This is a genomic window from Caulobacter sp. GW821-FHT12F03, assembly GCF_058806855.1.
In genome coordinates, this window is the sequence record NZ_JBXAQC010000002.1 from 591,821 (window position 1) to 615,857 (window position 24,037).

Sequence of the window (24,037 nt, forward strand, 5' to 3'; positions counted from 1 at the left end):
AAGAGGGGCTGCCGAATTGTGCGCCCGCCCGGCCTTCGTGGTCGGGCGAGCCGTGCTGTGGGCGCGCTCCCGAAAAACGATCCATGAGGGAGAGGACAACATGCACTTCAAGGCGCAGACGCGTGGTCAACGCGGACCCGGAACCAAGAGCTTCCTGACGGCGGCCCTGCTGGCCTCGACGGCCCTGGCCTCGCCGGCCTTCGCGCAGACCGCGCCGGCCGCGCCGGAAGCCACCGTCGGCGAGCTGATCGTCACCGCCCAGCGTCGCGAGCAGGCCGTCAACGACGTCGGCATGCCCATCCAGGCCTTCGGCTCCGAGCAGCTCGAGTCGCTGCGCGTCACAAACGTGCAGGACCTCTCGTCCGCCGTCCCCAGCTTCACCGTCTCGCGCTCCTACCAGGGCGTGCCGACCTACACGCTGCGCGGCATCGGCTTCAACACGATCAACATGTCGGCCACCTCGACCGTCGGCACCTATGTCGACGAAGTCGCCTACGCCTATCCGATGATGATGACCGGCCCCGTGTTCGACCTGGAGCGCGTCGAAGCGCTCAAGGGTCCGCAGGGCACGCTCTACGGCCGCAACACCACCGCCGGCCTGATCAACTTCGTCACCCAGAAGCCTTCGAAGACGTTCGAAGCGCGCGCCGTCGCCGAGTTCGGCGACTACGACACGCACAACTTCGAAGGCATGGTCTCCGGCCCGATCGGCGATCGCGCCCAGGCCCGCCTGTCGTTCCGCACCGAGGACAGCGACAAGGGCTGGCAGGAATCCAACACCCGCAACGAGACGCTGGGTGAAGTCCACAAGTACGGCCTCCGCGCGGCCCTCGCCCTGCAGCCGACGGACACCCTCTCCATCGACCTGTCGTACAGCGAATGGGGCAACACCTCCGACACCCTGGCCGCCCAGGCCATCGGCTTCACCCCGGGCACCAACCCGTCGGGCACGTCGACCACGCGCCTGTTCAACGCGCCGGGCCTCGCCACCTACATTTCGACCCACCAGCCGACCAGCGCGACCCAGGCCGACTGGTCCCCGGCTTCGGTTCGCACGCCGAACATCGGCGCGGGTCTCGGCATCACCAAGCCGCTGGCCGAGGATTCGATCTTCCGCGCCGGCAAGCTGTCGGTGCGCTGGGACATCAACGACGACCTGCGCCTGGTCTCGCTGACCAGCTACAACGATCTCGACCGCAACGGCGTGATGGACTGGAGCGGCGCCCCCTATGACATCCTGATCCAGGACGCCCAGGGCGAGATCCAGTCGTTCGCCGAAGAGCTTCGCCTCGAAGGCGGCAACGACCGCGTCACCTGGCTGATCGGCGGCTACTACGGCAAGGACGACATCGTCGACGGCAACCGCACCCTGTTCCGCGACAACGCCAACGTCCGGTTCTTCGAATACCTGACCACGCTGCTGGTCACCGGCTCGCCGCTGCCTCCGGGCTTCCCGGTTCCGGCTCCCGGCACCTACACCACCGGCCCCTACGCCGGCGGCGCGGGCCCGGGCGGCGCCTACACGGCGGCCCAGGCTTCCACGGCGTTCCAGAGCTACATCGACGACGGCCGGATCGAGACGACGACGGCGAGCATCTTCGCCAGCGCCGACTGGCAGCTGACCGACGCCCTGAGCCTGACGACCGGCATCCGCTATACGCAGGACAAGCAGGACGCCACGGTCTGCTCGCGTGACTCCAACGGCGTCATGCTGCCGAACGTCAACATCACCAACCGCTACCTGTACGGCCTGTACTACGGCGCGACCCTGCCGGCCGACGTCCAGAAGGGCGGCTGCGTCACCACCAACATCGACTTCAGCCAGCCCTACGGCTCGCGGATCGGCACCCGCGGCGCGGTGACCTCGTCGCTCGACGAAGACAACATCGCCTGGCGCGTGGCCCTCGACTGGAAGGTCAACGACGACGTCCTGCTGTTCGCCTCCGTGTCGCAAGGCGCCAAGGCCGGCGGCGCGCCGGTGAACACCGCCAGCCTCGCGGTGCAGAACCTTCCCGCCAAGCAGGAGCAGCTGCTGTCCTACGAACTGGGGGTCAAGGCCGGCCTGTTCGAAAATCGTGTGCAGGCCAACGTCTCGGCCTTCTACTACGACTACAAAGACAAGCAGATGAGCACCTACAACCCGGATCCGCTCTACACGGCGCTGGCCCGGCTGCAGAACATCCCCAACGCCTTCGCCTACGGCCTCGACGGTGAAGTCACCTGGCGGGTCACGGACAACCTGACGGCCGTCGGTTCGGCGACCTTCCTGCACACCGAGATCCAGGACTTCGTCGGCACCAACGGCGCCGGTCTGCCGGAGAACTACGACGGCAAGGCCTTCCTCTACAGCCCCGAGTTCCTCGGCAGCATGACCCTGGTCTACGACCGGGACATCACCGACTCCCTGGGCCTGAAGGCGGTTCTCAACGGCCGCTACCAGAAGGAATCGCAGGCCGATCTGGAAGGCAACCCGCTGTTCGCCATCCCCGAGTACGGCGTCCTCAACGCCAGCATCGGCATCAACTCCCTCGACGGGCGTTGGGACGTGACGGCCTGGGCGCGCAACCTGGCGGACGAGTACTACTGGACGGCGGTCGCCAGCAACGCCAACACGGTGGTGCGCTTCCCCGGCCAGCCCCGCACCGTCGGGATCGCCCTGACCCTCAAGTATTGATCTGAAATCTCCGCCATAGGGTCCTTCCTCCCTGGGAGCCCAAAGGCCTTGGCGCGTCCGACGCAAGTCGGGCGCGCCTTTCTCTTGCCGTTCCCCCACGTCATTGCGTCACTATGCGCGCTATGGATGAGCGAACGGTGGTCAATGAGGCGTCCGGGCCCGGACGGCGGTTCACGGCCGCTGACTTCCGCGTGCCGCGGGCCTACCTCTCGCTGCTGCTGGGACCCCAGGCCGCGGCGGAGCTGCTCGCCGACGGGCCGGCCGACGCCGACATCGTGCCGTCGATGCGCTTCCTCAACGCCTGCCTCGATCACATGCGCCGCGGCGGCGACGAGAACCTCGGCGGGGCCCCGATCCGCGTCACGCCCGGCACCTTCGGCATGATGATCGCCGCCGCGGCCCAGGGCGACACCTTCGGCGAGGCGCTGCAGCGCTTCCCCGCGGCCGCGTCCGTGCTGCGTCCCGATCTGACGGTCCAGTTTCGCCGGTCACGCCGGGGCCCCGCCCTGACCTTCGGCTATGTCGGCGACCGAGATCCGCGCCGCGACCTGGCGCTCGAGATCTTCGCCCTGACCGCCCACTGCGGCTTCCGCTGGCTGACGGGCCGGCGGCTGGCGGCGACCTTCCTGCAGGTGGCCAGCCCCGTGCCGCCGATCGGTCCCACGCTGCTGCGGCCGGTGATCTGCGCGACCGCCGTGCGCAAGGGCCGCGACGTCGTCATCGGCTACGCCGCCCGTGACGCCGCCGCGCCGATCCGCCCGGTGAAATACCAGCACTGGGCCGCGCACGAGCTCGGCGAGTTCACCGCCCTGCTCGAGGAGACGGCCCAGGAGTTGTCCGGCGCCGCCCCGTCCGCCATCCCCGACATCGTCGCCCGGGTGCGGGCGACGATCAGCGCCGCGAACTGGGACGAGACGGCCGTGGCGCGCCTGCTGGGCATGAGCACCGCCACCCTTCGCCGCCGGCTGTCGGAGGTGGGGGCGTCGTTCCGCGCCATCTCATCGGATATCCGCCGGCAGGCGGCGGCTTCGCGGCTGGCCACGGGCGACCCGCTCGAGGACATCGCCGCCCAGCTCGGCTTTTCGGACGTCCGCAGCCTGCGCCGCGCCTGCCATGCCTGGTTCGGCATGGGGCCCGCGGCCTACCGCCGGCTGGACTGATCAGGCGGCCGCCCGGGCGGCGAACCAGGGGCGAAGACGCGTCAGGGCTTCCTCGACCTCGGGGGTCGAGACGGCGAAGCTGATGCGGATGAACCTGCGGCCCTCGACCGGATCGAAATCGACACCCGAGGCGACGGCGACTCCTGTGTCGCGCAGGAGGTCCATGGCGAAGGCGAGGCTGTCGTCGGTCAGATGGGCGACGCTGGCGTAGATGTAGAAGGCCCCGTCCGGCGGCGCGATGTCGGCCAGGCCGAGCGACGGCAGGGCGTCCAGCAGCAGGGCGCGGTTGCGGCGGTAGACCTCGACATGCCCTTCCAGCTCATCGACCGCGTCCATGGCGGCGAGGCCGGCGTGCTGGCTCAGCGAGGGCGCGGTCAGGAACAGGTTGCCGACATAGGCGCGGGCGCTGGCGATCAGGTCGCGCGGCGCCAGCAGCCAGCCGAGCCGCCAGGCGACCATGCTGAAGTATTTGCTGAAGCTGTTGACCACCAGGGCGGTCGGCTCGACCTCGAGGATCGAGCGGCACGGGCCGATGTAGCTGAGGCCGTGATAGATCTCGTCGGAGACGATGCGGATGCCGCGCGCGCGGCAGACCCCGGCGATGGCCGCCAGCTCGTCCGCCTCGATGATCGTGCCGGTCGGGTTGGCCGGGCTGGCGAGGATCACGCCCGCCGGCGCGGGATCCAGCGCCGCGAGATGGGCGGCGGTCAGCTGGTAGCGGCTCTCCGGCCCGCAGGCGATCTCGACCGGCTCCATGCGCAGGGCCTTGAGCGTGTTGCGGTAGGCGACGTACCCCGGCCGGGCCAGCGCCACCCGGTCGCCGGGCGAAAAGGCCGACAGCAGCGCCAGCACCAGCGCCGGCGAGGCCCCGCAGGTCAGGATGATCCGGTCGGACTCGACGGCGACGCCGTACTGGTCCTGGTAGTGCCTGGCGATCCGCGCCCGCAGGGCCGGGCTCTCCCAGTAGCCCATGCCGTCGGTGTCGAGCACATGGTGGGCCGCCGCGATGGCCGCCTTCGGCGCGCCGGTCGAGGGCTGGCCGAACTCCATGTGGATGATCGACCGCCCCTGGGCCTTGAGCTCATGGGCGAGCCGGCTGATGGCGATGGCGTGGAACGGGTCGATCTGGGCGGTCATGGGGTCGTCACAGCGTGGAACGCGGCCTGATGCAAGCCCTGTGCGTCCTTCGACACGGCCCTGCGGGCCTGCTCAGGATGACGTAACTCAGTGTACGTCATGGTGAGCAGCACCCGCAGGGTGCGTGTCGAACCACGCAGGTCCTACTGCCCCTTCACCAGCGCCGGGCTGTCGAGGTCCAGGTCGCCGATCGGGATGACCTGGGCGTTCGGCACGGCGGTCGTGATCGTCTCGCCGAACAGCTTGGCGTCGCCGACGACGATCACGCTGGCCTTCGACGGATCGAAGATGTCCGCCGAGAAGGCCGTCACCTGATCGGCCGTGACCGCCTCGATCTTGCTGGTGAAGACGTTCATTTCACCGAGATCGATGTTGTAGACGGCCAGACCGCCGAGCACGCCGGCCAGACCGTCGGTGGTGCCCATGTCGCGGCCGAAGTCGCCGACCAGCACCGACTTGCGCGCGGCCAGTTCGGCCTCGGTGGCGGGGACCGTGGCCATGCGGCCGAGTTCCTCGCGGATCAGGGTGACCACCTCGCCGGCCGACTGGTTCTTGGTCTGGGTCGAGGCCGAGAAACCGCCGACGATGCGCCGGGGCGAGAGGCCCGAGTTGGCGCCGTAGGCGAGGCCGCGCTTGACCCGGATCTCCTGGTTCAGGCGCGCCGAGTAGCCGCCGCCGAGCACCGTGTTGGCGACCATGCCGATGTAGTAGCGCGGGTCGCTGCGGGCGATGCCGCGGCGGGTCAGGGTCACGGCCGCCTGGCCGGTGCCCGGCATGTCGACGATGACATTGCGCACCGGCGGGTTGGCGTCGGCGGTCGGCAGGGCGGGCAGGGTCGCGGCCGGCTTCTTCCAGCCGCCGAAGGCCGCCTCGGCCAGGGCGAAGCCCTGCTCCGGCGTCAGATCGCCGACGATGACCAGCACCGCGTTGTCCGGCCGCCACCAGGTGTCGTGGATGGTCAGCAGGTCGGCGCGGGTCAGCTTCGGCAGCGACGTGGGCGTGCCGCCCGCCACATGGCCGAACGGCGAACCGGCGTAGATGATCGGGGCGGTGACATAGCCGGCCACCGTGCCCGGCCGCTTCAGCGCGACCTGGAAGCCGTCCAGCGCCTGGTCGCGCACGCGGTCCAGTTCGGTCTGGGCGAAGGCCGGGTTGAGCGTCACGTCGGCCATGATGTCCATGGCGGGCTTGAGGTTCTGCGGCATGACGTTGAGCGTCACCGACGAGGATTCCCAGCCCGATCCGGCCGAGAGGTCCGCGCCGAGCGCTTCGGTCTGGCTGGAGATCTGCACCGAGCTGCGGGTCGTGGTGCCCTCGGTCAGCAGCTCGGCCATCATCGCCGAGGCGCCGGCGCGGCCGGCCGGGTCGACCGCGGCGCCGGAACGCACGGTCAGTTCGGCGGTGACCAGCGGCAGGTCGCTGCTGCGGGCGACGATCACCCGCAGGCCGTTGGCGAGGGTGCGCTCGGCCGGAACCGGCAGCACCGGCGACACCGGCGTTCCCAGCGCCGGCGGGGCGACCCGCTGGCCCTCGGGCGCGAGGCTGAACACCTCGCCCCTGAACTTCGGCGACTTGACCGGCTTGACCCTGGCGGCCGCGGGAGCGGCCTCCCCGGCGGGCCGCTGGCCCTCGTCGAGATAGCGCACGACGACGAGCCGGTCATCGGAGAGGTATTTCTTCGCCACGCGCTGGATGTCGGCGGCGGTGACCGCCTGCAGCTCGGCGATGCCGGTGTTGGCCTTGGCCGCGTCGCCTTCCATGACCAGGGCGTAGCCGAGCGCGAAGGCGCGGCCGTCGATGGTTTCGCGCTCGCGCACGGCGTTGGCGACCATCTCGGTGCGGGCCTCGGCCAGCTCGGCCTCGGTCGGCGGCGCGTCGCGCAGGCGGCGGATCTCGGCCATCAGCGCGGCCTGGCCCTGCTCGACGGTTTTGCCGCCGGCCATGATCGCCCCGACCCAGAACAGGCCCGGCTGGGCGTTGAGGTCGGCGCTGGAGAAGGCCGCCTGGGCGACCTGCTGGTCATAGACCAGGCTGTTGTAGAGCCGCGAGGACTTGCCGCCCGACAGGATGGCGTCGAGCACGGTCAGGGCCGCCGCGTCCGGATCGGACGCCGCCGCGCCCTGCCAGGTGATGGCCACGGCCGGCAACGGCACGTTGGGCGCGTATGAGGTCACGGTGCGGGCCGCGGTCCGCGCCGGCTCGCGCACGGTCACGCGCGGCAGCGGCCGTGCCGGGGTCTTCAGCGGCGCGAAATACTTGTCGACCCAGGCGTTCAGCTGGGTCTCGTCGAAGTTGCCGACGACGATCAGGGCCGCGTTGTCCGGACGGTAGTAGGTGGCGTGGAAGGCCAGCACGTCGTCGATCGTCGCCGCGTCGAGGTCCTCGATCGAGCCGATGCCCGGCCGCTTGTATGGATGGGTCGTGTAGCTGGCGTTGGGAATGACGATGCGGAAAAAGCGGCCGTAGGGGTCGCTGAGCACGCGCAGGCGCAGCTCCTCCTTCACCACGTCGCGTTCCGACTTGAAGCTGGCCTCGTCGACGACCAGCGAGCCTAGGCGCTGGGACTCGGCCCACAGCAGCCGTTCCAGGTGATTGGCCGGCACGACCTCATAGTAGTTGGTGAAGTCGGAATAGGTCGAGGCGTTGTTGAAGCCGCCCACGTCCTCGGTCATGCGGTCGAACGATTCCGACGGCATGTCCTTCGTGGCCTTGAACATCAGGTGTTCGAACAGGTGGGCGAAGCCGGAGCGGCCGGCGGGGTCGTCCTTGGCCCCGACGCTGTACCAGACCTGCACCGTCACGTTGGGCGTGGTCCGGTCGACCGAATAGAAGACCTTCATGCCGTTGGGCAGGACGCGGGTCTTGAACCCGATCGGCGGGACTTCCGCCGAGGCGGGCGCGGCGACGGGGGCCGGCGCGGTCTGGGCCCAGGCCCCGGCGACGAGCGCCGTGGACGACAGGGCGAGGGCGAGCACGAAGGCCTTGGCCGGACGGAACATGCGGAACTCCGGGTGAACTGTGGCCGCGACCCTATCACCCGCCCGCGAAAGCGAAACCTTACGGTCCTGTCATGTGGCGGGCTGGACGGGTCGAGGCCGCGGGATCAAGCTTCGCCCAAACAAGGGAGGCTCCCGTGAAATCCATTTCCATGGCCGTCATCGCCGCCGGTCTGCTGCTGGCCAGCGGCGTCGTCGCCTTCGCCCAGGATACCGAGGTCGGCGAAGTCGTGGTCACCGGCTCGCGGATGCAGGACTACGAACCGACCGAGACGCCGGCGATCGTGCTGAAGAAGCGCGCCGACAACATCATCACCAACATCGAGGTGACCTGCGACACCCGCGACCTGACGCAGCGCCGGCAGGAGCTGAAGGCGACCCTGCAGGCGCTGATCAAGGCCGCCGGACCGGCGGGCATCGAACTGGCCGTCGAGACCGACGACATCGTGCGCAAGTTCGACGTCAAAGATCTCGACAGCATCATCCGGGCGGCGACCAAGGTCGACACCAGCACCGCCACCCTGACGCTCAAGACCCGGGTGCTGCCGACCGACACCTTCGAGTCGGTCACCGGCCGCATCGAAGCCTTCGTCGACAAGACGCCGAAGGTCGGGCGGACCGAAGTCCTGATGAGCGACGACTGGGATCTGACGCTGGTCGGACCGGGCCAGTACCGTGACGCGATCATCGCCCTGGTGGCCGCCGACGCGAACAAGACCGCCGCGGCGTTCGGCGCGGGCTACAGCGTCAACATCGACGGCCTGACGCTGCCGGTGACCTGGTACCAGTCGGGGCCGCTGGAGCTTGCGCTCTACATCCCCTACCGGCAGTCGATCCACCGCTAGCGGCCCGCCGCCTCCGACTCCCGGCGCAGGGCGCGCAGGGCGTCGGCGAGGTCCATCTTCATGGCCGCGCGGGCGACGATGGCCGGGGCCGGGAAGGGCGAGCTGGCGCGGTTCTCGTAGAGCACGCGGGTGTGGCCGCCGGCGAGCGGCTCCAGCCGCCACTGGCCGTCGCAGAAGCGGATGTCCCCGGCCGTGCAGCGGAAGCGGATCGACCGAAGCGGGGTGAAGTCAGAGCGGAACTCGGTTCGGAACGACGGCATCAGGCCGCTGCGGATGACCATCTCACGCACGTCCCATCGGCCGTCCGGGTCGCGCCCGGTTATGCGGCAGGAGCGGATGTTGGGGGCCATGCGTCCGGCCCGTCCGCAGTCGGTGATGGTGCGCCAGACGACCGCCGGCGGGGCGGCGATATCCACGGCGCCGAAGACCACGCCCGACACGCCGTCGCCGTCGGGATGCACTTCCGCATGAACCCCGCCGCGCGCCAGCTGGCCGAGCGCCGCGCGGTCGGGCGACCAGTCGGCCCGCGCGGGGCCCGCGGCAAGGCCCGTCGCGGCCAGCAGGGAGAGGATCAGCCGCATCGTCCGTCCCCTCCCGCCTTCGATCATCGTGTCAGTCGATTGGCGACGAGATCGTCGACCACCGCCGGATCGGCGAGGGTCGAGGTGTCGCCGAGGTTCGACAGATCGTTCTCGGCCACCTTGCGCAGGATGCGGCGCATGATCTTGCCCGAGCGGGTCTTGGGCAGTCCCGGGGCCCACTGGATCGCGTCGGGCGCCGCGAACGGGCCGATCTCGTGGCGCACCCATTTGACGAGGGCCGCGCGCAGCTCCTCGCTCGGCGTGACATCGGCGTTGAGGGTGACATAGGCGTAGATGCCCTGGCCCTTGATGTCGTGCGGGAAGCCGACCACCGCCGCCTCGGCGACGCTGTCATGGGCGACCAGCGCCGACTCGATCTCCGCCGTGCCCAGCCGGTGGCCGGAGACGTTGATCACGTCGTCGACCCGGCCGGTGATCCAGTAGTAGCCGTCCTCGTCGCGGCGGCAGCCGTCGCCGGTGAAGTACTTGCCGGGATAGGTGGTGAAGTAGGTCTCGATGAAGCGCTGGTGGTCGCCGTAGACCGTGCGCATCTGGCCTGGCCAGCTGTCGGTCAGGCACAGGTTGCCGCTGACCGCGCCCTCCAGCACCTGTCCTTCCGCGTCGACCAGCTGCAGCTTCACGCCGGGCAGCGGCTTGCTGGCCGAGCCGGGCTTGAGGTCGGTGGCGCCGGGCAGGGGCGAGACCAGGCAGGCGCCCGTCTCGGTCTGCCACCAGGTGTCGACGATCGGGCAGCGGCCCTCGCCGACCACGCGGTGATACCAGAGCCAGGCTTCCGGATTGATCGGCTCGCCGACGCTGCCGAGCAGGCGCAGCGACTTGCGCGAGGTCTTCTTCACCGGCTCCTCGCCGTCGCGCATCAGGGCGCGCAGGGCCGTGGGGGCGGTGTAGAAGATCTCTACCTGGTGCTTGTCGATGACCTCCCAGAACCGCGAGGTCGTGGGATAGTTGGGCACGCCCTCGAAGATCAGGCTGGTCGCGCCGTTCGCGAGCGGGCCGTAGACGATGTAGCTGTGGCCGGTGACCCAGCCCACGTCGGCCGTGCACCAGAAGATCTCGCCCGGGCGGTAGTCGAACACCAGCTCATGGGTCCAGGACGCCCAGGTCAGGTAGCCGCCGGTGGTGTGCAGCACGCCCTTGGGCTTTCCGGTCGAGCCGGAGGTGTAGAGGATGAACAGCGGATCCTCGGCGTTCATCGGCTCGGGCGGGCAGTCGGTCGACGCCTTGTCGCGCTCGGGGCCATAGGCGATGTCGCGGCCGCTGTGCTTGAGCCACTTGGCCCCGGTGCGTTCGACCACCAGCACCTTGCGCACGTCCGGGCACTGGGTCAGGGCCAAGTCGACGTTCATCTTCAGCGGCACGATCTTGCCGCCGCGCACGCCCTCGTCGGCGGTGATGACCACCTTGGAGTCGCAGTCGAGGATCCGGCCGGCCAGGCTGTCGGGGGAGAAGCCGCCGAACACCACCGAGTGCACCGCGCCGATGCGCGAGCAGGCCAGCATGGCGTAGGCCGCTTCCGGGATCATCGGCAGGTAGATGGTGACGCGGTCGCCCTTCTTGACGCCGTGCGTCTTGAGGACGTTGGCCATGCGGCACACTTCCTCGTGCGCCTGGCGGTAGGTGATCTTCTTCGAGTCCGCCGGGTCGTCGCCTTCCCAGATGAAGGCGACCTCGTCGCCGCGCGTCGCCAGATGGCGGTCGAGACAGTTGGCAGACACGTTCAGCTCGCCGTCGGCGAACCACTTGATGTGGAAGTCCTCGCGGTTCCAGGAGACGTCCTTCACCTGGGTGAACGGCTTGATCCAGTCGAGCCGGCCGGCGACGTCGCGCCAGAAGCCGTCGGGATCGCTCTCGACCCGCGCGACCGCCGCGTCATAGGCCTTCGCGTCCATGTGGGCGCGTTTCGCCCACGCTTCGGGAACCGGAAAAACTTCTCCGTCGTGACTCAAGACGACTTCCTCCAGGAACATTGTGCTTTTCCCAAACTCTAGGCCGCCGGACGGGGCGACGAAAGGCCCCCGGCGCCCGTGAAGGCGCGCCGGAGACCCCTTGTCGCGGACAAAGCGGGTGGTGGCTGGAAGGGCTGGGGGCCGGCGCGTGGTTTCAGCCGGCCCCGCGACGGCGATCAGAAGAAGCCGAGGGCCCTGGAGCTGTAGCTGACCAGCATGTTCTTGGTCTGCTGGTAGTGGTCGAGCATCATCTTGTGGGTCTCGCGCCCGACGCCGGACTGCTTGTAGCCGCCGAAGGCCGCATGGGCCGGATAGGCGTGGTAGCAGTTGGTCCAGACGCGTCCCGCCTGGATGCCGCGGCCAAAGCGGTAGCAACGGTTGGCGTCGCGGCTCCAGACCCCGGCGCCGAGGCCGAAGGGCGTGTCGTTGGCGATCGCCAGGGCCTCGGCCTCGTCCTTGAAGGTGGTCACGGCCAGGACCGGGCCGAAGATCTCCTCCTGGAAGATGCGCATGGCGTTGTGGCCGCGGAACACGGTCGGCTCGACATAGAAGCCGCCGCCCAGGTCGCCGTCGAACGTCGCCCGCCCGCCGCCGGCCAGCAGCTCCGCGCCTTCGTCGACGCCGATCTGGATATAGCGGAGGATCTTCTCCAGCTGCTCTTCCGAGGCCTGGGCTCCGAGCATGGTCGACGGGTCGACCGGGTCGCCCTGGCGGATGGCCTTCACCCGGGCCAGGGCCTTTTCCATGAAGCGCTCGTAGATCGACTCCTGGATCAGGGCCCGGCTCGGGCAGGTGCAGACCTCGCCCTGGTTGAAGGCGAACATCACGAAGCCCTCGACGGCCTTGTCGAGATAGTCGTCGTCCGCCGCCATCACGTCCTCGAAGAAGATGTTCGGCGACTTGCCGCCCAGCTCCAGGGTCACCGGGATCAGGTTCTGGCTGGCGTACTGCATGATCAGCCGGCCCGTGCCGGTCTCGCCGGTGAAGGCTATCTTGGCGATGCGCGGACTGGACGCCAGCGGCTTGCCGGCCTCGACGCCGAAGCCGTTGACGATGTTGAGCACGCCCGGGGGCAGCAGGTCGGCGATCAGCTCCGCCCAGACCAGCAGGCTGGCGGGGGTCTGTTCGGCCGGCTTGATGATGACGCAGTTCCCGGCCGCCAGCGCCGGGGCCAGCTTCCAGGCGGCCATGAGGATGGGGAAGTTCCACGGGATGATCTGGCCGACCACGCCGAGCGGCTCATGGAAGTGGTAGGCGACGGTGTCGTCGTCGATCTGGGCGATCGAGCCTTCCTGGGCGCGGATGCAGCCGGCGAAGTAGCGGAAATGATCGATGGCCAGCGGGATGTCGGCGGCAGTGGTCTCGCGGATCGGCTTGCCATTGTCCCAGGTCTCGGCCAGCGCGAGCAGGTCGAGGTTGGCCTGCATCCGGTCGGCGATGGCGTTCAGAGCCTCGGCCCGGACCGCCGCGCTGGTCCGGCCCCAGGCGTCCCTGGCCGCATGGGCGGCGTCGAGGGCGAGCTCGATGTCGTCGCCGTCCGAGCGCGGAATCTCGCACAGCAGGGCGCCGTTGATCGGCGAATGATTGTTGAAGTAGCGCCCGGCGACGGGCTCCACCCAGGCGCCGCCGATGAGGTTGCCGTAGCGCGCCTTGAACGGGGTCGCACGGGTGACGTTGAGCAGGGGCTTGTTCATCCTGGATCTCCCTTGAGCGGGCTTTCCGGATATCGGGGCCCGCCGCTTTCTTGATCCTTGGATTGGGAAATCGGGCGGGCGGTGCGTCAATGAACAGCGGCCCGTTCGGGGCCGGCTCGACTTGAATAAACGCAGAAACGGGCGCTAGCTCTGCTTCCGATCAAGCAGAATGCGACAGCGCGTCCAGGACTGTCGCAAAGTGCAACAGGGACGACGCAAGGGAATGACCGGAGAAACGCCCCCGACCCTTCGCGCGGCCCGTGACCGTTTCTTCGGCCGCGGCCAGATTCCCGCCGACCAGGTCAATCACGCCATCCTCCGGTCCTGGATGCGCTGCGCCGAGCAGGGGCTCGACGCCGCCGCCGCTCCGACGATCGAATCCCTCTCCGCCCGCGAACTGAAGGACGCCTGCGAGCGCCACGACCTGCTGCGCCGTCTCGGACGGCCGGAGCTCGACGCGCTCAACCTCGAGGCCCGCGAGACCGGGGCGGTGGTGCTGCTGACCAACGCCGACGGCCTGGTGCTGGACAGCGTCGGGGACGCGGCCTTCGCCGGCCGGGCGGCCGAAATGGCCCTGCGGCCCGGCGTGGCCTGGAGCGAGACCTCGGCCGGCACCAACGCCATCGGCACGGCCCTGGCCGAACGGCGGGCGGTGTCGGTGCACGGCGGGGAGCACTTCTACGAGTCCCACCAGGCCCTGAGCTGCGCCTCGGCGCCCATTCTCGATCCCCGCGGCGTCGCGGTCGGGGCGCTGGACCTGTCCTGCCCGGCCAGCCTGCGGCCGACCCACGCCCTGGGCCTGGTGCGGATGGCGGCCGAGCAGATCGAGGGGCGGCTGTTCGACCACGCGGTCTCGGCCATGACGGTGGTGCGGTTTCACAGCGACCAGGCCCTGCTCGAGGGCGGGCGGGGCGGCGCCCTGGTGTTCGACGGCGACCGGCTGGTCGGCGCCAATCGCCGCGGCCTGACCCTGGTCGGACGGGGCTGGGACTGTCTCGACGAGACCCGGTTCGAGGACCTGTTCGCCGCCGAGCTCGACCGGCTGCCCGAGCGGGTGGAGATGGTCTCGCTGGATGGCGTGCGGTTCCAGGCCCGGGTCCAGCGGCCGCAGGGCCGGCCGACGGGCGACGGACCCTCCGCGACCACCCTGGAAGAGGCCGAGACCCGGGCCATGCAGGCGGCGCTGGCCGCCAGCGGCGGCAACGTCTCGAAGGCCGCCCGAAGCCTCGGCGTGCACCGCAGCACCCTCTATCGCCGGGTCCTCGGCCGCTGATGCGGCTGGAGCCGCGTTCAAATCGGGAGTAGGTCGCGGCGACCCCTCGTCTTCCGCGGAGCCCTGTCCCGATGCTGCTCGCCAAATCCACCTGGCCCGAAATCGAGTCCTTCCTGCAACGCTCCACCACGGTCGTCGTGCCGATCGGCTCGAACGAGCAGCACGGCCCGACCGGCCTGCTCGGCACCGACTGGATGTGTCCCGAGATCATCGCCCACGAGGCCCAGAAGGGACGTGACGACCTGCTGGTCGCGCCGACCTTCAACATCGGCATGGCCCAGCATCACCTGGGCTTCCCGGGCACCATCAGCCTCAGGCCCTCGACCTTCATGGCCGCCATCGGCGACTGGTGCCGCTCGCTGGCCGGGCATGGCTTCACGAAGATCTATTTCCTCAACGGCCACGGCGGCAACGTGCACACCATCGAGGCGGCGTTCAGCGAGCTCTACGCCGAGGCCAGCTTCGCCGGAAAGCCGCGCGGCTTCGCCTGCAAGCTCAAGAACTGGTGGGACATCAGCGGCGTGAACGCCCTGGCCAATCGCCAGTTTCCGGTCGGCCACGGCAGCCACGCCACGCCGTCCGAGATCGCCGTGACCCAGTGGGCCTATCCGGACGCGATCAAGACGGCCAACTACGCGCCGCAGATCGCCCCGACCGGCCCGATCCGCGAGGCGCTCGACTTCCGCGCCCGCTACGCCGACGGCCGCATGGGCTCCGACCCCGCGCTGGCGACGCCCGAAAAGGGCGGCGAGCTGGTGGCGCTGGCGGCGAAAGGGCTGATCGAGGACGTGGCCGCGTTCGGGGCGGAGCCGTTCGTGGCGTGATCGTGCGTCCTTCGGGACGCGCGCTTGAAGCGCGCTCCCCAGGATGACGAAGAAAGGCGGGCGTCAAAGGTGTTCGTCACGGTGAGGCGCGATCCCCCGGGGATCGCGTCTCGAACCACGCACGATCAGGCGGTCACGACGGCCCCGTCCACGACCGTTACATCCCACCCCTGCAGCCGCTGCCCCGCGCAGGGGCCGCTCGTGCACACCCCGTCTTCGATGCGGAACAGCGCCCCGTGCCCCGAGCACAGGATCAGGTCGTTCTCGCGGGTGACGTACCGGCCGCTCGGCCCGCTGAGCGGCTGGCCGGTGTGGGGGCAGCTGTCGACGTAGCCGGTCAACTGATCGCCCCGCCGCACCACGAATCCGAGGAACAGCTTGTCACCGGCGTGGAAGTGGAAGCCGCGCGAGCCGGGATCGGGAATCTCGTCCAGCCGGCAGAGGGCGACGCCCGCCGCCGGCCGGGCCGGGTTCAGTCCTTCCACGGGATGGTGACCCGCCAGGGCTCGACGCTGGAGGTCTCGTAGAGGCCGGCCTTCGTATAGGGGTCATCGGCGTGGAACGCCTGGGCGGCGGCCAGGTCCGGGGCCTCGACGATGATCATCGAGCCGGCCATGCCGTCGTCGGCCGTCAGGAACGGACCGCCGAGCCTGATCTTCAGCGGCTGGGCGGCGGCCCAGGCCAGATGCGCCTCGCGGGTGGCGGCGCGGATCGCCGGGCCGTCGGGCAGCTTGTCTTTCCACTGGACGATGAAGAGCGGCATGGGGGTCCTAACGTTCGGCCTTGAGGGGACGGGAGAGCAGGCCGAGGATGGCGTCATCCACCCCCACCTCGCCCGCGAGGATGGCGGCGACGGCCTCGCTGATCGGCGTCTCGACGCCGACGCGGCGGGCCAGGGCGCGGACGGCGGGGGCCGAAGCGACGCCCTCGGCCACGGTCAGCTTGCCGGCGAGCGCCTGCTCCAGCGACTGGCCGGCGCCGAGCGCCAGGCCGACGCTCATGTTGCGCGACTGCGGGCTGGAACAGGTCAGCACCAGATCACCCAGGCCGCACAGGCCGGCGACGGTCTCCGCCCGGCCGCCCAGCGCCTGGGCCATGCGGGTCATCTCGGCGAAGCCGCGGGTGATCAGGGCGGCGTGGGCGGAGCGGCCCAGCCCCTTGCCTTCGACGATGCCGCAGGCGATCGCCAGCACGTTCTTGATCGCCCCGCCGGCCTCCGCGCCGATCATGTCGGTCGACAGGTAGGGCCGGAAGGCGGGGATGGCGATGGCCTCGATCAGCGCCCGGCCGAGGTCCTCGTCGGCGCAGGCCAGGGTCACCGCGGTCGGCAGGCCGCGGGCCACCTCGCCGGCGAAGCTGGGCCCCGACAGCACGGCCGCGCTGGCCTGGGGAATGGTCTCGTCGAGCACCTCGCTCATCAGGCTCAGCGTGCCCTGTTCGACGCCCTTGGCGCAGAGCACGATCGGCAGGTTCTCGCGCACATGCGGGCAGAGGGCGTTCAGGGTCGCGCGCAGGTGCTGCGCCGGGGCCACGGCGAGGATGAAGTCGCAGGCGCCGAGGTCCTCGAAGTCGGTGGTGACGTCGATCGCCTCGTCGAGTTTCACGCCCGGCAGGAACAGGCTGTTCTCGCGGGTCGTCCGGATGGCCTCGACCACCTCGGTCTCGCGGGCCTGCAGGGTGACGGCCATGCCGGCCCGGGCGCAGACCTGGGCCAGGGCCGTGCCCCAGGCGCCGCCGCCGATGACGCCCGCGTACTTGAAAGTTTCGCTCATGCCTTGGCGCCCTTGCGTCCGGGAACGTGAGTGGGATTGGCGCTCGCCGCCACCGCATCCAGCGGCCAGCGCGGCCGGGCCGGGGCGTCGAGGCCGTCGACGAGGCCCAGCGCCAGCCGCTCGGCGCCGGCCAGGGCGATCATCGCCGCGTTGTCGGTGCAGTAGACCAGCGGCGGGGCGTGGAACGAGAAGCCGTGCGTGACGCAGGCCTGTTCCAGCCGGGTGCGCACCGCCTGGTTGGCCGCGACGCCGCCGGCGACCACGAAGCGCAGGCCCTCGCCGCGATGGGCCTCGGCATAGGCGGCCATGGCCCGCTGGGTCCGTTCGGCCAGCTGGCGGGCGATGGCGAACTGCACGCTGGCGGCCAGGTCGCGCCTGTCGGCTTCGTCGGTCAGGGGCTCGGCCGCGCGGGCGGCGGCGGTCTTGAGGCCCGAAAAAGAGAAGTCGAAACCGTCGCGGCCGAGCAGCGCGCGGGGCAGGGCAAACCGTTCGGGATCGCCGCCGACCGCAAGCTTTTCCAGCGCAGGCCCGCCCGGGTAGCCGAGGCCCATGGTCTTGGCGATCTTGTCGAACGCCTCGCCGGCCGCGTCGTCGATCGTCGAGCCCAGCCGGCGGCAGGCGCCGACCCCGGCGACCTCCAGCAGCTGGCAGTGGCCGCCGCTGACCAGCAGCAGCAGGAAGGGGTAGGGAATGTCGTCGGCCAGCCGGGCGCTGAGGGCATGGCCTTCGAGGTGGTTCACGGCGATCAACGGCAGGCCCCGGGCCAGCGCCGCCGCCTTGCCGAACGATAGCCCGACCATCACCCCGCCCACCAGCCCCGGGCCCGCCGTCGCCGCGACGCCCGAGAGGCCGTCCCAGCCGACGCCCGACTCTTTGAGGGCCCGGGCGACGATGCCGTCGATCGAGTCGACATGGGCGCGGGCGGCGATTTCCGGCACCACGCCGCCATAGGGAGCATGCTCGGCGATCTGGCTGGCGATGATCGAGGACAGCACCGTCACGCGGCCGTCCGCCGCCCGCCGCACGACGGCGGCGGCGGTTTCATCGCAGCTGGTTTCGAGTCCGAGGACGGTGAGCGTGGTCATCTACATTGCGGCCCGGACGCCCCTCGTATAGCAGCGAGGCGTCTTCTTCAGCCCGAGGTAGCCCCCCCGCCGTGTCGTCGCAACCTGCCATCCGGATCGGGACCCGCGGGTCCAAGCTCGCCCTCGCCCAGAGCGGCATGATGCGCGACCGCATCGCCGCCGCCCTCGGCGTCGCTGATCGCGCCGAGGAGGCGGCCCCGCTGGTGGTCATCACCACCACCGGCGACCGCATCCAGGACCGCCGTCTGCTGGAGATCGGCGGCAAGGCGCTGTTCACCAAGGAGATCGAGGAGGCCCTGCTCGACGGCCGTATCGACGCCGCCATCCATTCAATGAAGGACGTGCCGGCCGAGAACCCGCCGGGCCTGGTGATCGCCGCCATCCCCGAGCGGGAGGACCCGCGCGACGCCTTTGTCTCGACGCACTATGGCTCGATCGCCGAGCTGCCGCAGGGCGCCAGGCTCGGCACCGCCAGCCTGCGCCGTCAGGCCCAGGCGCTGCATGTGCGGCCCGATCTCGACATCTTTATGCTGCGCGGCAACGTCGACACCCGGCTGGCCAAGCTGGCGGCCGGCGAGGCCGACGCCATCCTGCTGGCGGCCTCGGGCCTCAATCGCCTGGGTCTCGGCCATGTGCCGAAGAGTTTCCTCAATCCGGTCGCCGCGCCGCCGGCGCCGGGGCAGGGCGCGCTGGCCATCCAGACCCGCGCTGATGACGCCAATGCGCCCTGGGTCGCGGCCCTGCGCTGCGAGGCGACGACCCTGGCCGTGGCCGCCGAGCGCGGCGCGCTGGTGGCGCTGGAAGGCTCCTGCCGCACGGCCGTCGGCGCCTACGCCCGGCTGCACGGCCGCCGCCTGACGCTGATCGTCGAGGCCCTGACCCCGGACGGCGCACGCCGCTATCGCCGCGAGGACGCCATCGACCTGGGCGCCGACGCCGAGACCGACGCCCGCGAGTTCGGGCTGCGCCTCGGCCATGCCGTCCGCGTCGAGGGCGGGGCGGACATCCTCCTGAAGGATTGATCGCCGGTCCGGCGGGTTGCAGGGTGACGGCCATGGCTTCCAACCCGCTCACCGTCTGGATCACCCGCGCCGAACCGGGCGCGGCGGCGACCGCCGAACGGGTCGCGGCCATGGGCCACAGGCCGGTGGTTGCGCCACTGCTGCGCATCGAGCCGCTGCCCGACGTCGCGGTCGATCTCACCGACGTGGCGGCCCTGGCCTTCACCAGCGCCAACGGCGTGCGCGCCTTCGCCCAACTTGAACCCCGTCGCGATCACCGCGTGTTCGCCGTCGGGGCCGGGACCACGGCGGCGGCCAAGGCGGCGGGGTTCAAGGCCGTGCTGTCGGCCGACGGCGACGTCAACGCCCTGGCCGGCCGCATCGCCGCCCGCAAGGCCGAACTGCGCGGCGTCGTGCTGCATCCCGCCGCCGCCGAGCCGGCCGGCGATCTGGCCGGCGCCCTGACGGCCGAAGGGCTGGAGGCGCGCACCCTGCCGCTCTACGATTCGGTCGTCGTCGATCCGCCGGCGGAGGTTCTCGACACGCTGGACACCGTCGATGTCGTCCTGCTGCACTCGCCGAAGGCGGCGAGGGCGCTGGCGGCCCTGTTGCGCGGCCGGGACCTGCCCCGATTGCGCCTGCTGTGCCTGTCGCCGGCCGTGGCCAAGCCCCTGGTCGGCGCGAAAGTGCGAGAAGTTGTCCGCGCCCCGTTTCCCATCGAGGCGGCGCTGCTTAATCTGATAGGAAGAGGCGAGCCGTCAGGGATCGCCCCCAGGCCCGCAACGAGGCGTTTGAAGAGCTGATGACCGTCGCGCCCGACCCCAGTGAGATCACCCCGCCGACCGATCCGGCGGCCTATGGCCGTCCGCGCGCCTTCGGCGTGGCCTTCTGGGCCGTCGTCGCCCTGTGCGTGCTCAGCGTCGTCGCCGGGGCGGCGGTGACCCGGTTCGCGCCGCGCATCTGGGGCCAGCCGGCGGATGCGCCGGCCGCCGCCGCCGCGGTCGCCGACCTGCCCGATCCCGGGCCGCGGTCGCCGGCCAGCCTGGCCGGCGTGGCGCCCGACGGCGCCCAGGCCGCCTCGTCGGCCGAGATCGCCGCCCTGCAGACGCGCGTCGCGGCGCTGGAAGCCGGCCAGACCCGCACGGTCAACGCCGCCGCCGCCGCGCTGGCCGCCGCCTCGCTCGCCGAGGCGACCCAGGGCTCCGGCGCCTTTGAGGCCGAACTGACCGCGCTCGAGCGCGTCCTGCCCCTGTCGGCCGAGGTGCGCAGCCTGCGGCCCTACGCCGAGAACGGCGTGCCCAGCCGCGCGGCGCTGGCCGCCGACTTCGACGCGGTGGCCGCCAAGGCCGCCGTCGCCGCCCGCGACCCGGGCGAGCGCGCCGGCTTCCTCGCCCGCGCCGGCTACGCCCTGTCGGCCATCGTCACCATCCGCCGTGTCGGCGCCGGCGGCGAAGGGCCCGACGCGGTCCTCGCCCGCGCCGGCGACGCGGTGGCCCTCGGCGACCTCGAAGGCGCCCTGAAGATCCTGCGCGAATTGCCGCCCAAGGCCGCCCAGGCCGTCGCCCCCTGGCGCAGCCGGGCCCTGCAGCGCATCGCCGTTGACCGCCAGGTCGCCTCGATCCGCGCCCTGGCCCTGTCGGACCTGATGGCCGTCTCGCGGGCCCAGCCATGATCCGCACAACCCTCGTCCTGTTCCTGGTGGCGGCCCTGGTCGTGGCGGCCCTGGCCATCGGCGGCGACGCCGGGGTGGCCAGCCTGGTCTGGCGCGGCTGGCGGGTCGACATGACCGCCGCCGCCGCCGCCCTGCTGGTGCTGCTGACCTCGCTGCTGGCGACGGTGTTCTGGAACTTCCTCCGCTGGCTGCTCGAGGCGCCGCAGCGGTCGGCCCGGGCGCGGGCCGAGGCCCGCCGCAAGGAAGGGGCCGAGGCCCTCGCCCGCGGCTTCCTCGCCGCCGCCGCCGGCGACGGTTCCGAAGCCCGCCGGCTGGCGCAGAAGGCCGCCGATCTGGCCGACGACGCGCCGGCCCTAGTGCGGGTGCTGGCCGCCCAGGCCGCCGAGGCCGCCGGAGACCTGCCCGCCGCCAAGGCCGCCTATTCCGCCATGCTCGGCTTCCCGGACATGCGCCTGGCCGGCCTCAAGGGCCTGATGCAACTTGCGGCCGGCGAGGGCGACAAGGTCGGCGCCGTGCGCCACGCCCAGACCGCCTACGGCCTGGCCAAGACCGCCCGCTGGGCCTGGCGGGCGCTGGTCGACTCCCGGCTGGAGGCCGGCGACTGGGCCGCCGCGCTGGATCTCGTCCAGGGGGCCCAGGAGCGCAAGATCGTCTCGCCGCTGGTCGCCGACCGCACCCGCGCGGCCCTGCTGGCCGCCTCGGCCGCCAGTTCCGAGAACCATCCGTCCGAGCGCATGCGCGCCCAGGCGCTCGAATTCGCCCTGCAGTCGGTCAAGCTCAAGCCGGACTTCGCGCCCGGCGTGGTCATGGCCGCCCGCCTGCTGGCCGCCGACGGCAAGGCGAGCCGCGCCGCCGGCATGATCGAGAGCGCCTGGAAGAGCCAGCCGCACCCGGCCCTGTGGCTGGCCTACCGCGACCTGCGCACCAACGAGACCCCGCGCGAGCGGGCCCGGCGCCTGGCCGGCCTCGCGGCGCTGAATCCCGACGCGCGCGAGAGCCGCATCCTCAAGGTCGAACAGGCCCTGATCGGCGGCGAGGTGAGCGTCGCCCGTGAAGCGGCCCGCGCGCTGGAGGCCGAGCCGGTGACCCAGCGACTCGCCGGGCTGCAGGCCCGCGCCGCCAACGCCGCCGGGGCGATGGACGAGGCCCGCGCCTGGGTCGCCCGGGGCGCCGCCGCGCCGCAGGAGCCCGACTGGTCCGACCTCGACCCGGAAGGCCGCGCCTTCGCCTACCGTCCCGAGGACTGGACCCGGCTGGTGGCCGTCTACGGCGAGACCGGCGACTTGATCCACCCGCGTCTGGAACGCCGCGAGCGGACCATCAGCGACCTGCCGAACCTGCCCGCGGCCTACGTCGAATCGACGCCGTTCCTGGCCGCCGCCGAGGCCGGCGCGGCGATGATGCCGATCCCCGACGACCCCGGCGTTCCGGACCATGCGCGGCCGCCGCAGGGCGATCCGCCGCCTCCCGCGCCGGCTCCGCGTCGCCGACGCTTGGCAAGCACGACTCGCCCCGCTAAATAGGCGCTCCTTCCGGCGGGTCTCCCGCTTCGAGGACCGTCCTGGCTCAGCTGGTAGAGCGCCGCATGCGTAGTGCGGGGTGCTATTGCGGGCCGGGGAACAAGACGAATGCACCGACGGAAAGCTGCCAGCGTCCGTCGGCCAAGAGCGCCGCTTTAGCTCAGCTGGTAGAGCACCTCATTCGTAATGAGGGGGTCACAGGTTCGAGTCCTGTAAGCGGCACCACTCCCTTTCCCGGCAGGGGCTCGCCGGAACGCCCGCTCTCCCGTCGCGCTGTGACAAAGCCTCTTCGCGTCCGCAGATTTTTTCGCAACTGTGACTGTTGCGGTTGTGGTCGGGACGGTGCATCACCGTGACCTGAATTCAGATCGTGGAGCTTCCAATGACCCGTCCCACCCTGTTCGCCGCCGCCGGCGTGATCCTCGCCCTGGCCGTCACGCCCTTCGCCGTGGAGGCCCGCGGGCCGTTCACCAACGTTCCCGCCGAGGTCCAGGCCGGGACCTACAGCTTCGATCCGGGCCACACCAAGATCACCTGGTCGACGTCCCACCTGGGCTTCTCGACCTACACCGGCCAGTTCGGCAAGGTCGGCGGCAGCCTGACGCTGGACCCGAAGCAGGCGACGAAGGCGGCGCTGGACGTGACCGTCGACACCGCATCGCTGGGCACCCTGAACCCCGCGCTCGACGCCCACCTGAAGTCGGCCGACTTCCTCGACGTGGCGACCTTCCCGACCGCGACCTTCCACGCCACCGGCGTCAAGCTGACCGGCGAGCGCACGGCGAACATCAGCGGCGACCTGACGCTGCACGGCGTGACGAAGCCGGTGGTGGTCGAGGCGACCTTCAACCAGGCGGGCGTCAACCCGCTCGACAAGACCTACTCGCTGGGCTTCGACGGCAAGGCCGTGATCAAGCGCTCCGAGTTCGGCGTCTCGGCCTACGTCCCGGCCGTCGGCGACGACATCACCCTGACCATCGAAGCCGAGCTGAAAAAGGTCGGCTAGATCCTGCGGGCCGGATCGCCCCGGTGATCCGGCCCCGCGCACCCGGAACAACGTCAGCTTCGGAGAGTTTGAGGTGGCCGACCGGGCCGCCGGACCCGCCCTCCAACCTGAACCTCGGCTGAAAATCGATCTCAGAACGAGTTCAGCGACCGCGGCCTAGATCGGACACAGCCCGTCCATGTCGGACGGCAAGGATCAGGAAGCGGTACAATGAAAACGATGCTTATCGGGGCAATCGCCCTCGGAGCCTTGGCCATGGCCGGTTCTGCGAGCGCGCAGGACGACATCCGCCTCGGCGTTCCCGGCTACGGCGGCACCGGCTGTCCCTCGGGCAGCGTCTCGACCACGCTGAGCCCCGACGAGAAATCCCTCAGCCTGATTTTCGACGAGTACGCGGTGTCCGCCGGCGGCACGACCGGTCGTTCGTTCGACCGCAAGAGCTGCAACGTGGCGATCCCCGTCCATGTGCCGCAGGGCTACAGCGTGGCCGTCCTCGCCGTCGACTATCGCGGCTTCAACCACCTGCCGGCCGGCGCCTCTTCCCAATTCAACGTCGAATACTTCTTCGCGGGCAGCCGCGGCCCCGCCTTCCGCCGCAACTTCGGCGGTCCGCTCGACTCCGACTACACGATCAGCAACGAACTCCAGGCCGAGAGCGTCGTCTGGTCGGCCTGCGGCGCCGACGTGAACCTGCGGACCAACTCGAGCATGCGCATCAGCACCGTGCGCAACGCCGAGGCCATGGCCACCGTCGACTCCGAGGATGTCAACGCCGCCATCGTCTATCACCTGCAGTGGCGCGCCTGCCGCTAGGCGCATCAATAACGGCC

At 70.8% G+C, this 24,037-nt stretch carries 20 protein-coding genes and 1 tRNA gene; 12 read left to right on the top strand and 9 right to left on the bottom strand.

Annotated features, from left to right (window positions below; all coding sequences use genetic code 11):
* Positions 1-100 precede the first annotated feature (100 nt).
* Positions 101-2,674 (top strand): TonB-dependent receptor, encoded by a 2,574-nt coding sequence (locus AC1RN0_RS08355; protein WP_492786964.1) that lies wholly within the window; start codon positions 101-103, stop codon positions 2,672-2,674.
* Between the two features lie 122 nt (positions 2,675-2,796).
* Complete coding sequence (locus tag AC1RN0_RS08360; RefSeq protein ID WP_492786965.1) at positions 2,797-3,834, top strand: helix-turn-helix transcriptional regulator; 1,038 nt, start codon at positions 2,797-2,799, stop codon at positions 3,832-3,834.
* On the opposite strand, the gene AC1RN0_RS08365 is transcribed toward AC1RN0_RS08360, so the two are convergent.
* On the bottom strand, positions 3,835-4,971 hold the full coding sequence (locus AC1RN0_RS08365) for an aminotransferase class I/II-fold pyridoxal phosphate-dependent enzyme (protein WP_492786966.1): 1,137 nt from the start codon (positions 4,969-4,971) through the stop codon (positions 3,835-3,837).
* 143 nt (positions 4,972-5,114) lie between these two features.
* Complete coding sequence (locus tag AC1RN0_RS08370; RefSeq protein ID WP_492786967.1) at positions 5,115-7,970, bottom strand: M16 family metallopeptidase; 2,856 nt, start codon at positions 7,968-7,970, stop codon at positions 5,115-5,117.
* 134 nt (positions 7,971-8,104) lie between these two features.
* Between AC1RN0_RS08370 and AC1RN0_RS08375 the strand changes: the two genes are divergently transcribed.
* On the top strand, positions 8,105-8,812 hold the full coding sequence (locus AC1RN0_RS08375; RefSeq protein ID WP_492786968.1) for a hypothetical protein: 708 nt from the start codon (positions 8,105-8,107) through the stop codon (positions 8,810-8,812).
* On the opposite strand, the gene AC1RN0_RS08380 is transcribed toward AC1RN0_RS08375, so the two are convergent.
* The 3 genes from AC1RN0_RS08380 to adh all read right to left on the bottom strand — a co-directional run bounded on the left by AC1RN0_RS08380 (position 8,809) and on the right by adh (position 13,054).
* Positions 8,809-9,393: an SRPBCC family protein gene (locus AC1RN0_RS08380; protein ID WP_492786969.1), complete on the bottom strand. Its 585-nt coding sequence runs from the start codon at positions 9,391-9,393 to the stop codon at positions 8,809-8,811. The two genes, AC1RN0_RS08375 and AC1RN0_RS08380, sit on opposite strands and share 4 nt — an antisense overlap.
* A gap of 23 nt (positions 9,394-9,416) precedes the next feature.
* Complete coding sequence (acs, locus tag AC1RN0_RS08385; protein WP_492786970.1) at positions 9,417-11,381, bottom strand: acetate--CoA ligase; 1,965 nt, start codon at positions 11,379-11,381, stop codon at positions 9,417-9,419.
* 155 nt (positions 11,382-11,536) lie between these two features.
* Positions 11,537-13,054: an aldehyde dehydrogenase gene (gene adh / locus AC1RN0_RS08390; RefSeq protein ID WP_492786971.1), complete on the bottom strand. Its 1,518-nt coding sequence runs from the start codon at positions 13,052-13,054 to the stop codon at positions 11,537-11,539.
* Between the two features lie 223 nt (positions 13,055-13,277).
* Here adh and AC1RN0_RS08395 point away from each other — a divergent pair, with 223 nt between their 5' ends.
* Together AC1RN0_RS08395 and AC1RN0_RS08400 are read left to right on the top strand one after the other, a co-directional pair.
* Positions 13,278-14,327: a helix-turn-helix domain-containing protein gene (locus tag AC1RN0_RS08395; RefSeq protein ID WP_492786972.1), complete on the top strand. Its 1,050-nt coding sequence runs from the start codon at positions 13,278-13,280 to the stop codon at positions 14,325-14,327.
* Positions 14,328-14,398: 71 nt separating this feature from the next.
* Entirely contained in the window at positions 14,399-15,151 is a 753-nt protein-coding gene (locus AC1RN0_RS08400) for a creatininase family protein (RefSeq protein WP_492786973.1), read from the top strand.
* A gap of 125 nt (positions 15,152-15,276) precedes the next feature.
* On the opposite strand, the gene AC1RN0_RS08405 is transcribed toward AC1RN0_RS08400, so the two are convergent.
* The 4 genes from AC1RN0_RS08405 to tsaD are packed head-to-tail and all read right to left on the bottom strand — an operon-like array spanning position 15,277 to position 18,008.
* Complete coding sequence (locus AC1RN0_RS08405) at positions 15,277-15,636, bottom strand: Rieske (2Fe-2S) protein (protein ID WP_492786974.1); 360 nt, start codon at positions 15,634-15,636, stop codon at positions 15,277-15,279.
* Positions 15,624-15,914 (bottom strand): YciI family protein, encoded by a 291-nt coding sequence (locus AC1RN0_RS08410; RefSeq protein ID WP_492786975.1) that lies wholly within the window; start codon positions 15,912-15,914, stop codon positions 15,624-15,626. The genes AC1RN0_RS08405 and AC1RN0_RS08410 overlap by 13 nt, the downstream gene beginning before the upstream one ends.
* A gap of 7 nt (positions 15,915-15,921) precedes the next feature.
* Positions 15,922-16,923: an NAD(P)H-dependent glycerol-3-phosphate dehydrogenase gene (locus AC1RN0_RS08415; RefSeq protein ID WP_492786976.1), complete on the bottom strand. Its 1,002-nt coding sequence runs from the start codon at positions 16,921-16,923 to the stop codon at positions 15,922-15,924.
* Positions 16,920-18,008, bottom strand: a complete 1,089-nt coding sequence (gene tsaD / locus AC1RN0_RS08420) for a tRNA (adenosine(37)-N6)-threonylcarbamoyltransferase complex transferase subunit TsaD (RefSeq protein WP_492786977.1) — start codon at positions 18,006-18,008, stop codon at positions 16,920-16,922. Before tsaD ends, AC1RN0_RS08415 begins: the two co-directional genes overlap by 4 nt.
* Positions 18,009-18,079: 71 nt before the next feature.
* Between tsaD and hemC the strand changes: the two genes are divergently transcribed.
* From hemC to AC1RN0_RS08455, 7 genes are all read left to right on the top strand, one after another.
* A complete protein-coding gene (gene hemC / locus AC1RN0_RS08425) occupies positions 18,080-19,030 on the top strand; it encodes a hydroxymethylbilane synthase (RefSeq protein WP_492786978.1) in 951 nt (316 codons plus the stop codon).
* 32 nt (positions 19,031-19,062) lie between these two features.
* Positions 19,063-19,812 carry a uroporphyrinogen-III synthase gene (locus AC1RN0_RS08430; RefSeq protein ID WP_492786979.1) on the top strand — a complete coding sequence of 250 codons (750 nt, stop codon included), beginning with the start codon at positions 19,063-19,065 and terminating at the stop codon, positions 19,810-19,812.
* Positions 19,812-20,681: a COG4223 family protein gene (locus tag AC1RN0_RS08435; protein ID WP_492786980.1), complete on the top strand. Its 870-nt coding sequence runs from the start codon at positions 19,812-19,814 to the stop codon at positions 20,679-20,681. Before AC1RN0_RS08430 ends, AC1RN0_RS08435 begins: the two co-directional genes overlap by 1 nt.
* A complete protein-coding gene (locus AC1RN0_RS08440) occupies positions 20,678-22,204 on the top strand; it encodes a heme biosynthesis HemY N-terminal domain-containing protein (RefSeq protein WP_492786981.1) in 1,527 nt (508 codons plus the stop codon). The genes AC1RN0_RS08435 and AC1RN0_RS08440 overlap by 4 nt, the downstream gene beginning before the upstream one ends.
* A 146-nt stretch (positions 22,205-22,350) precedes the next feature.
* Positions 22,351-22,426, top strand: a tRNA-Thr gene (locus tag AC1RN0_RS08445).
* Positions 22,427-22,583: 157 nt separating this feature from the next.
* Positions 22,584-23,207: a YceI family protein gene (locus AC1RN0_RS08450; RefSeq protein WP_492786982.1), complete on the top strand. Its 624-nt coding sequence runs from the start codon at positions 22,584-22,586 to the stop codon at positions 23,205-23,207.
* 255 nt (positions 23,208-23,462) lie between these two features.
* Positions 23,463-24,020 (top strand): DUF4360 domain-containing protein, encoded by a 558-nt coding sequence (locus tag AC1RN0_RS08455; protein ID WP_492786983.1) that lies wholly within the window; start codon positions 23,463-23,465, stop codon positions 24,018-24,020.
* Positions 24,021-24,037 lie beyond the last annotated feature (17 nt).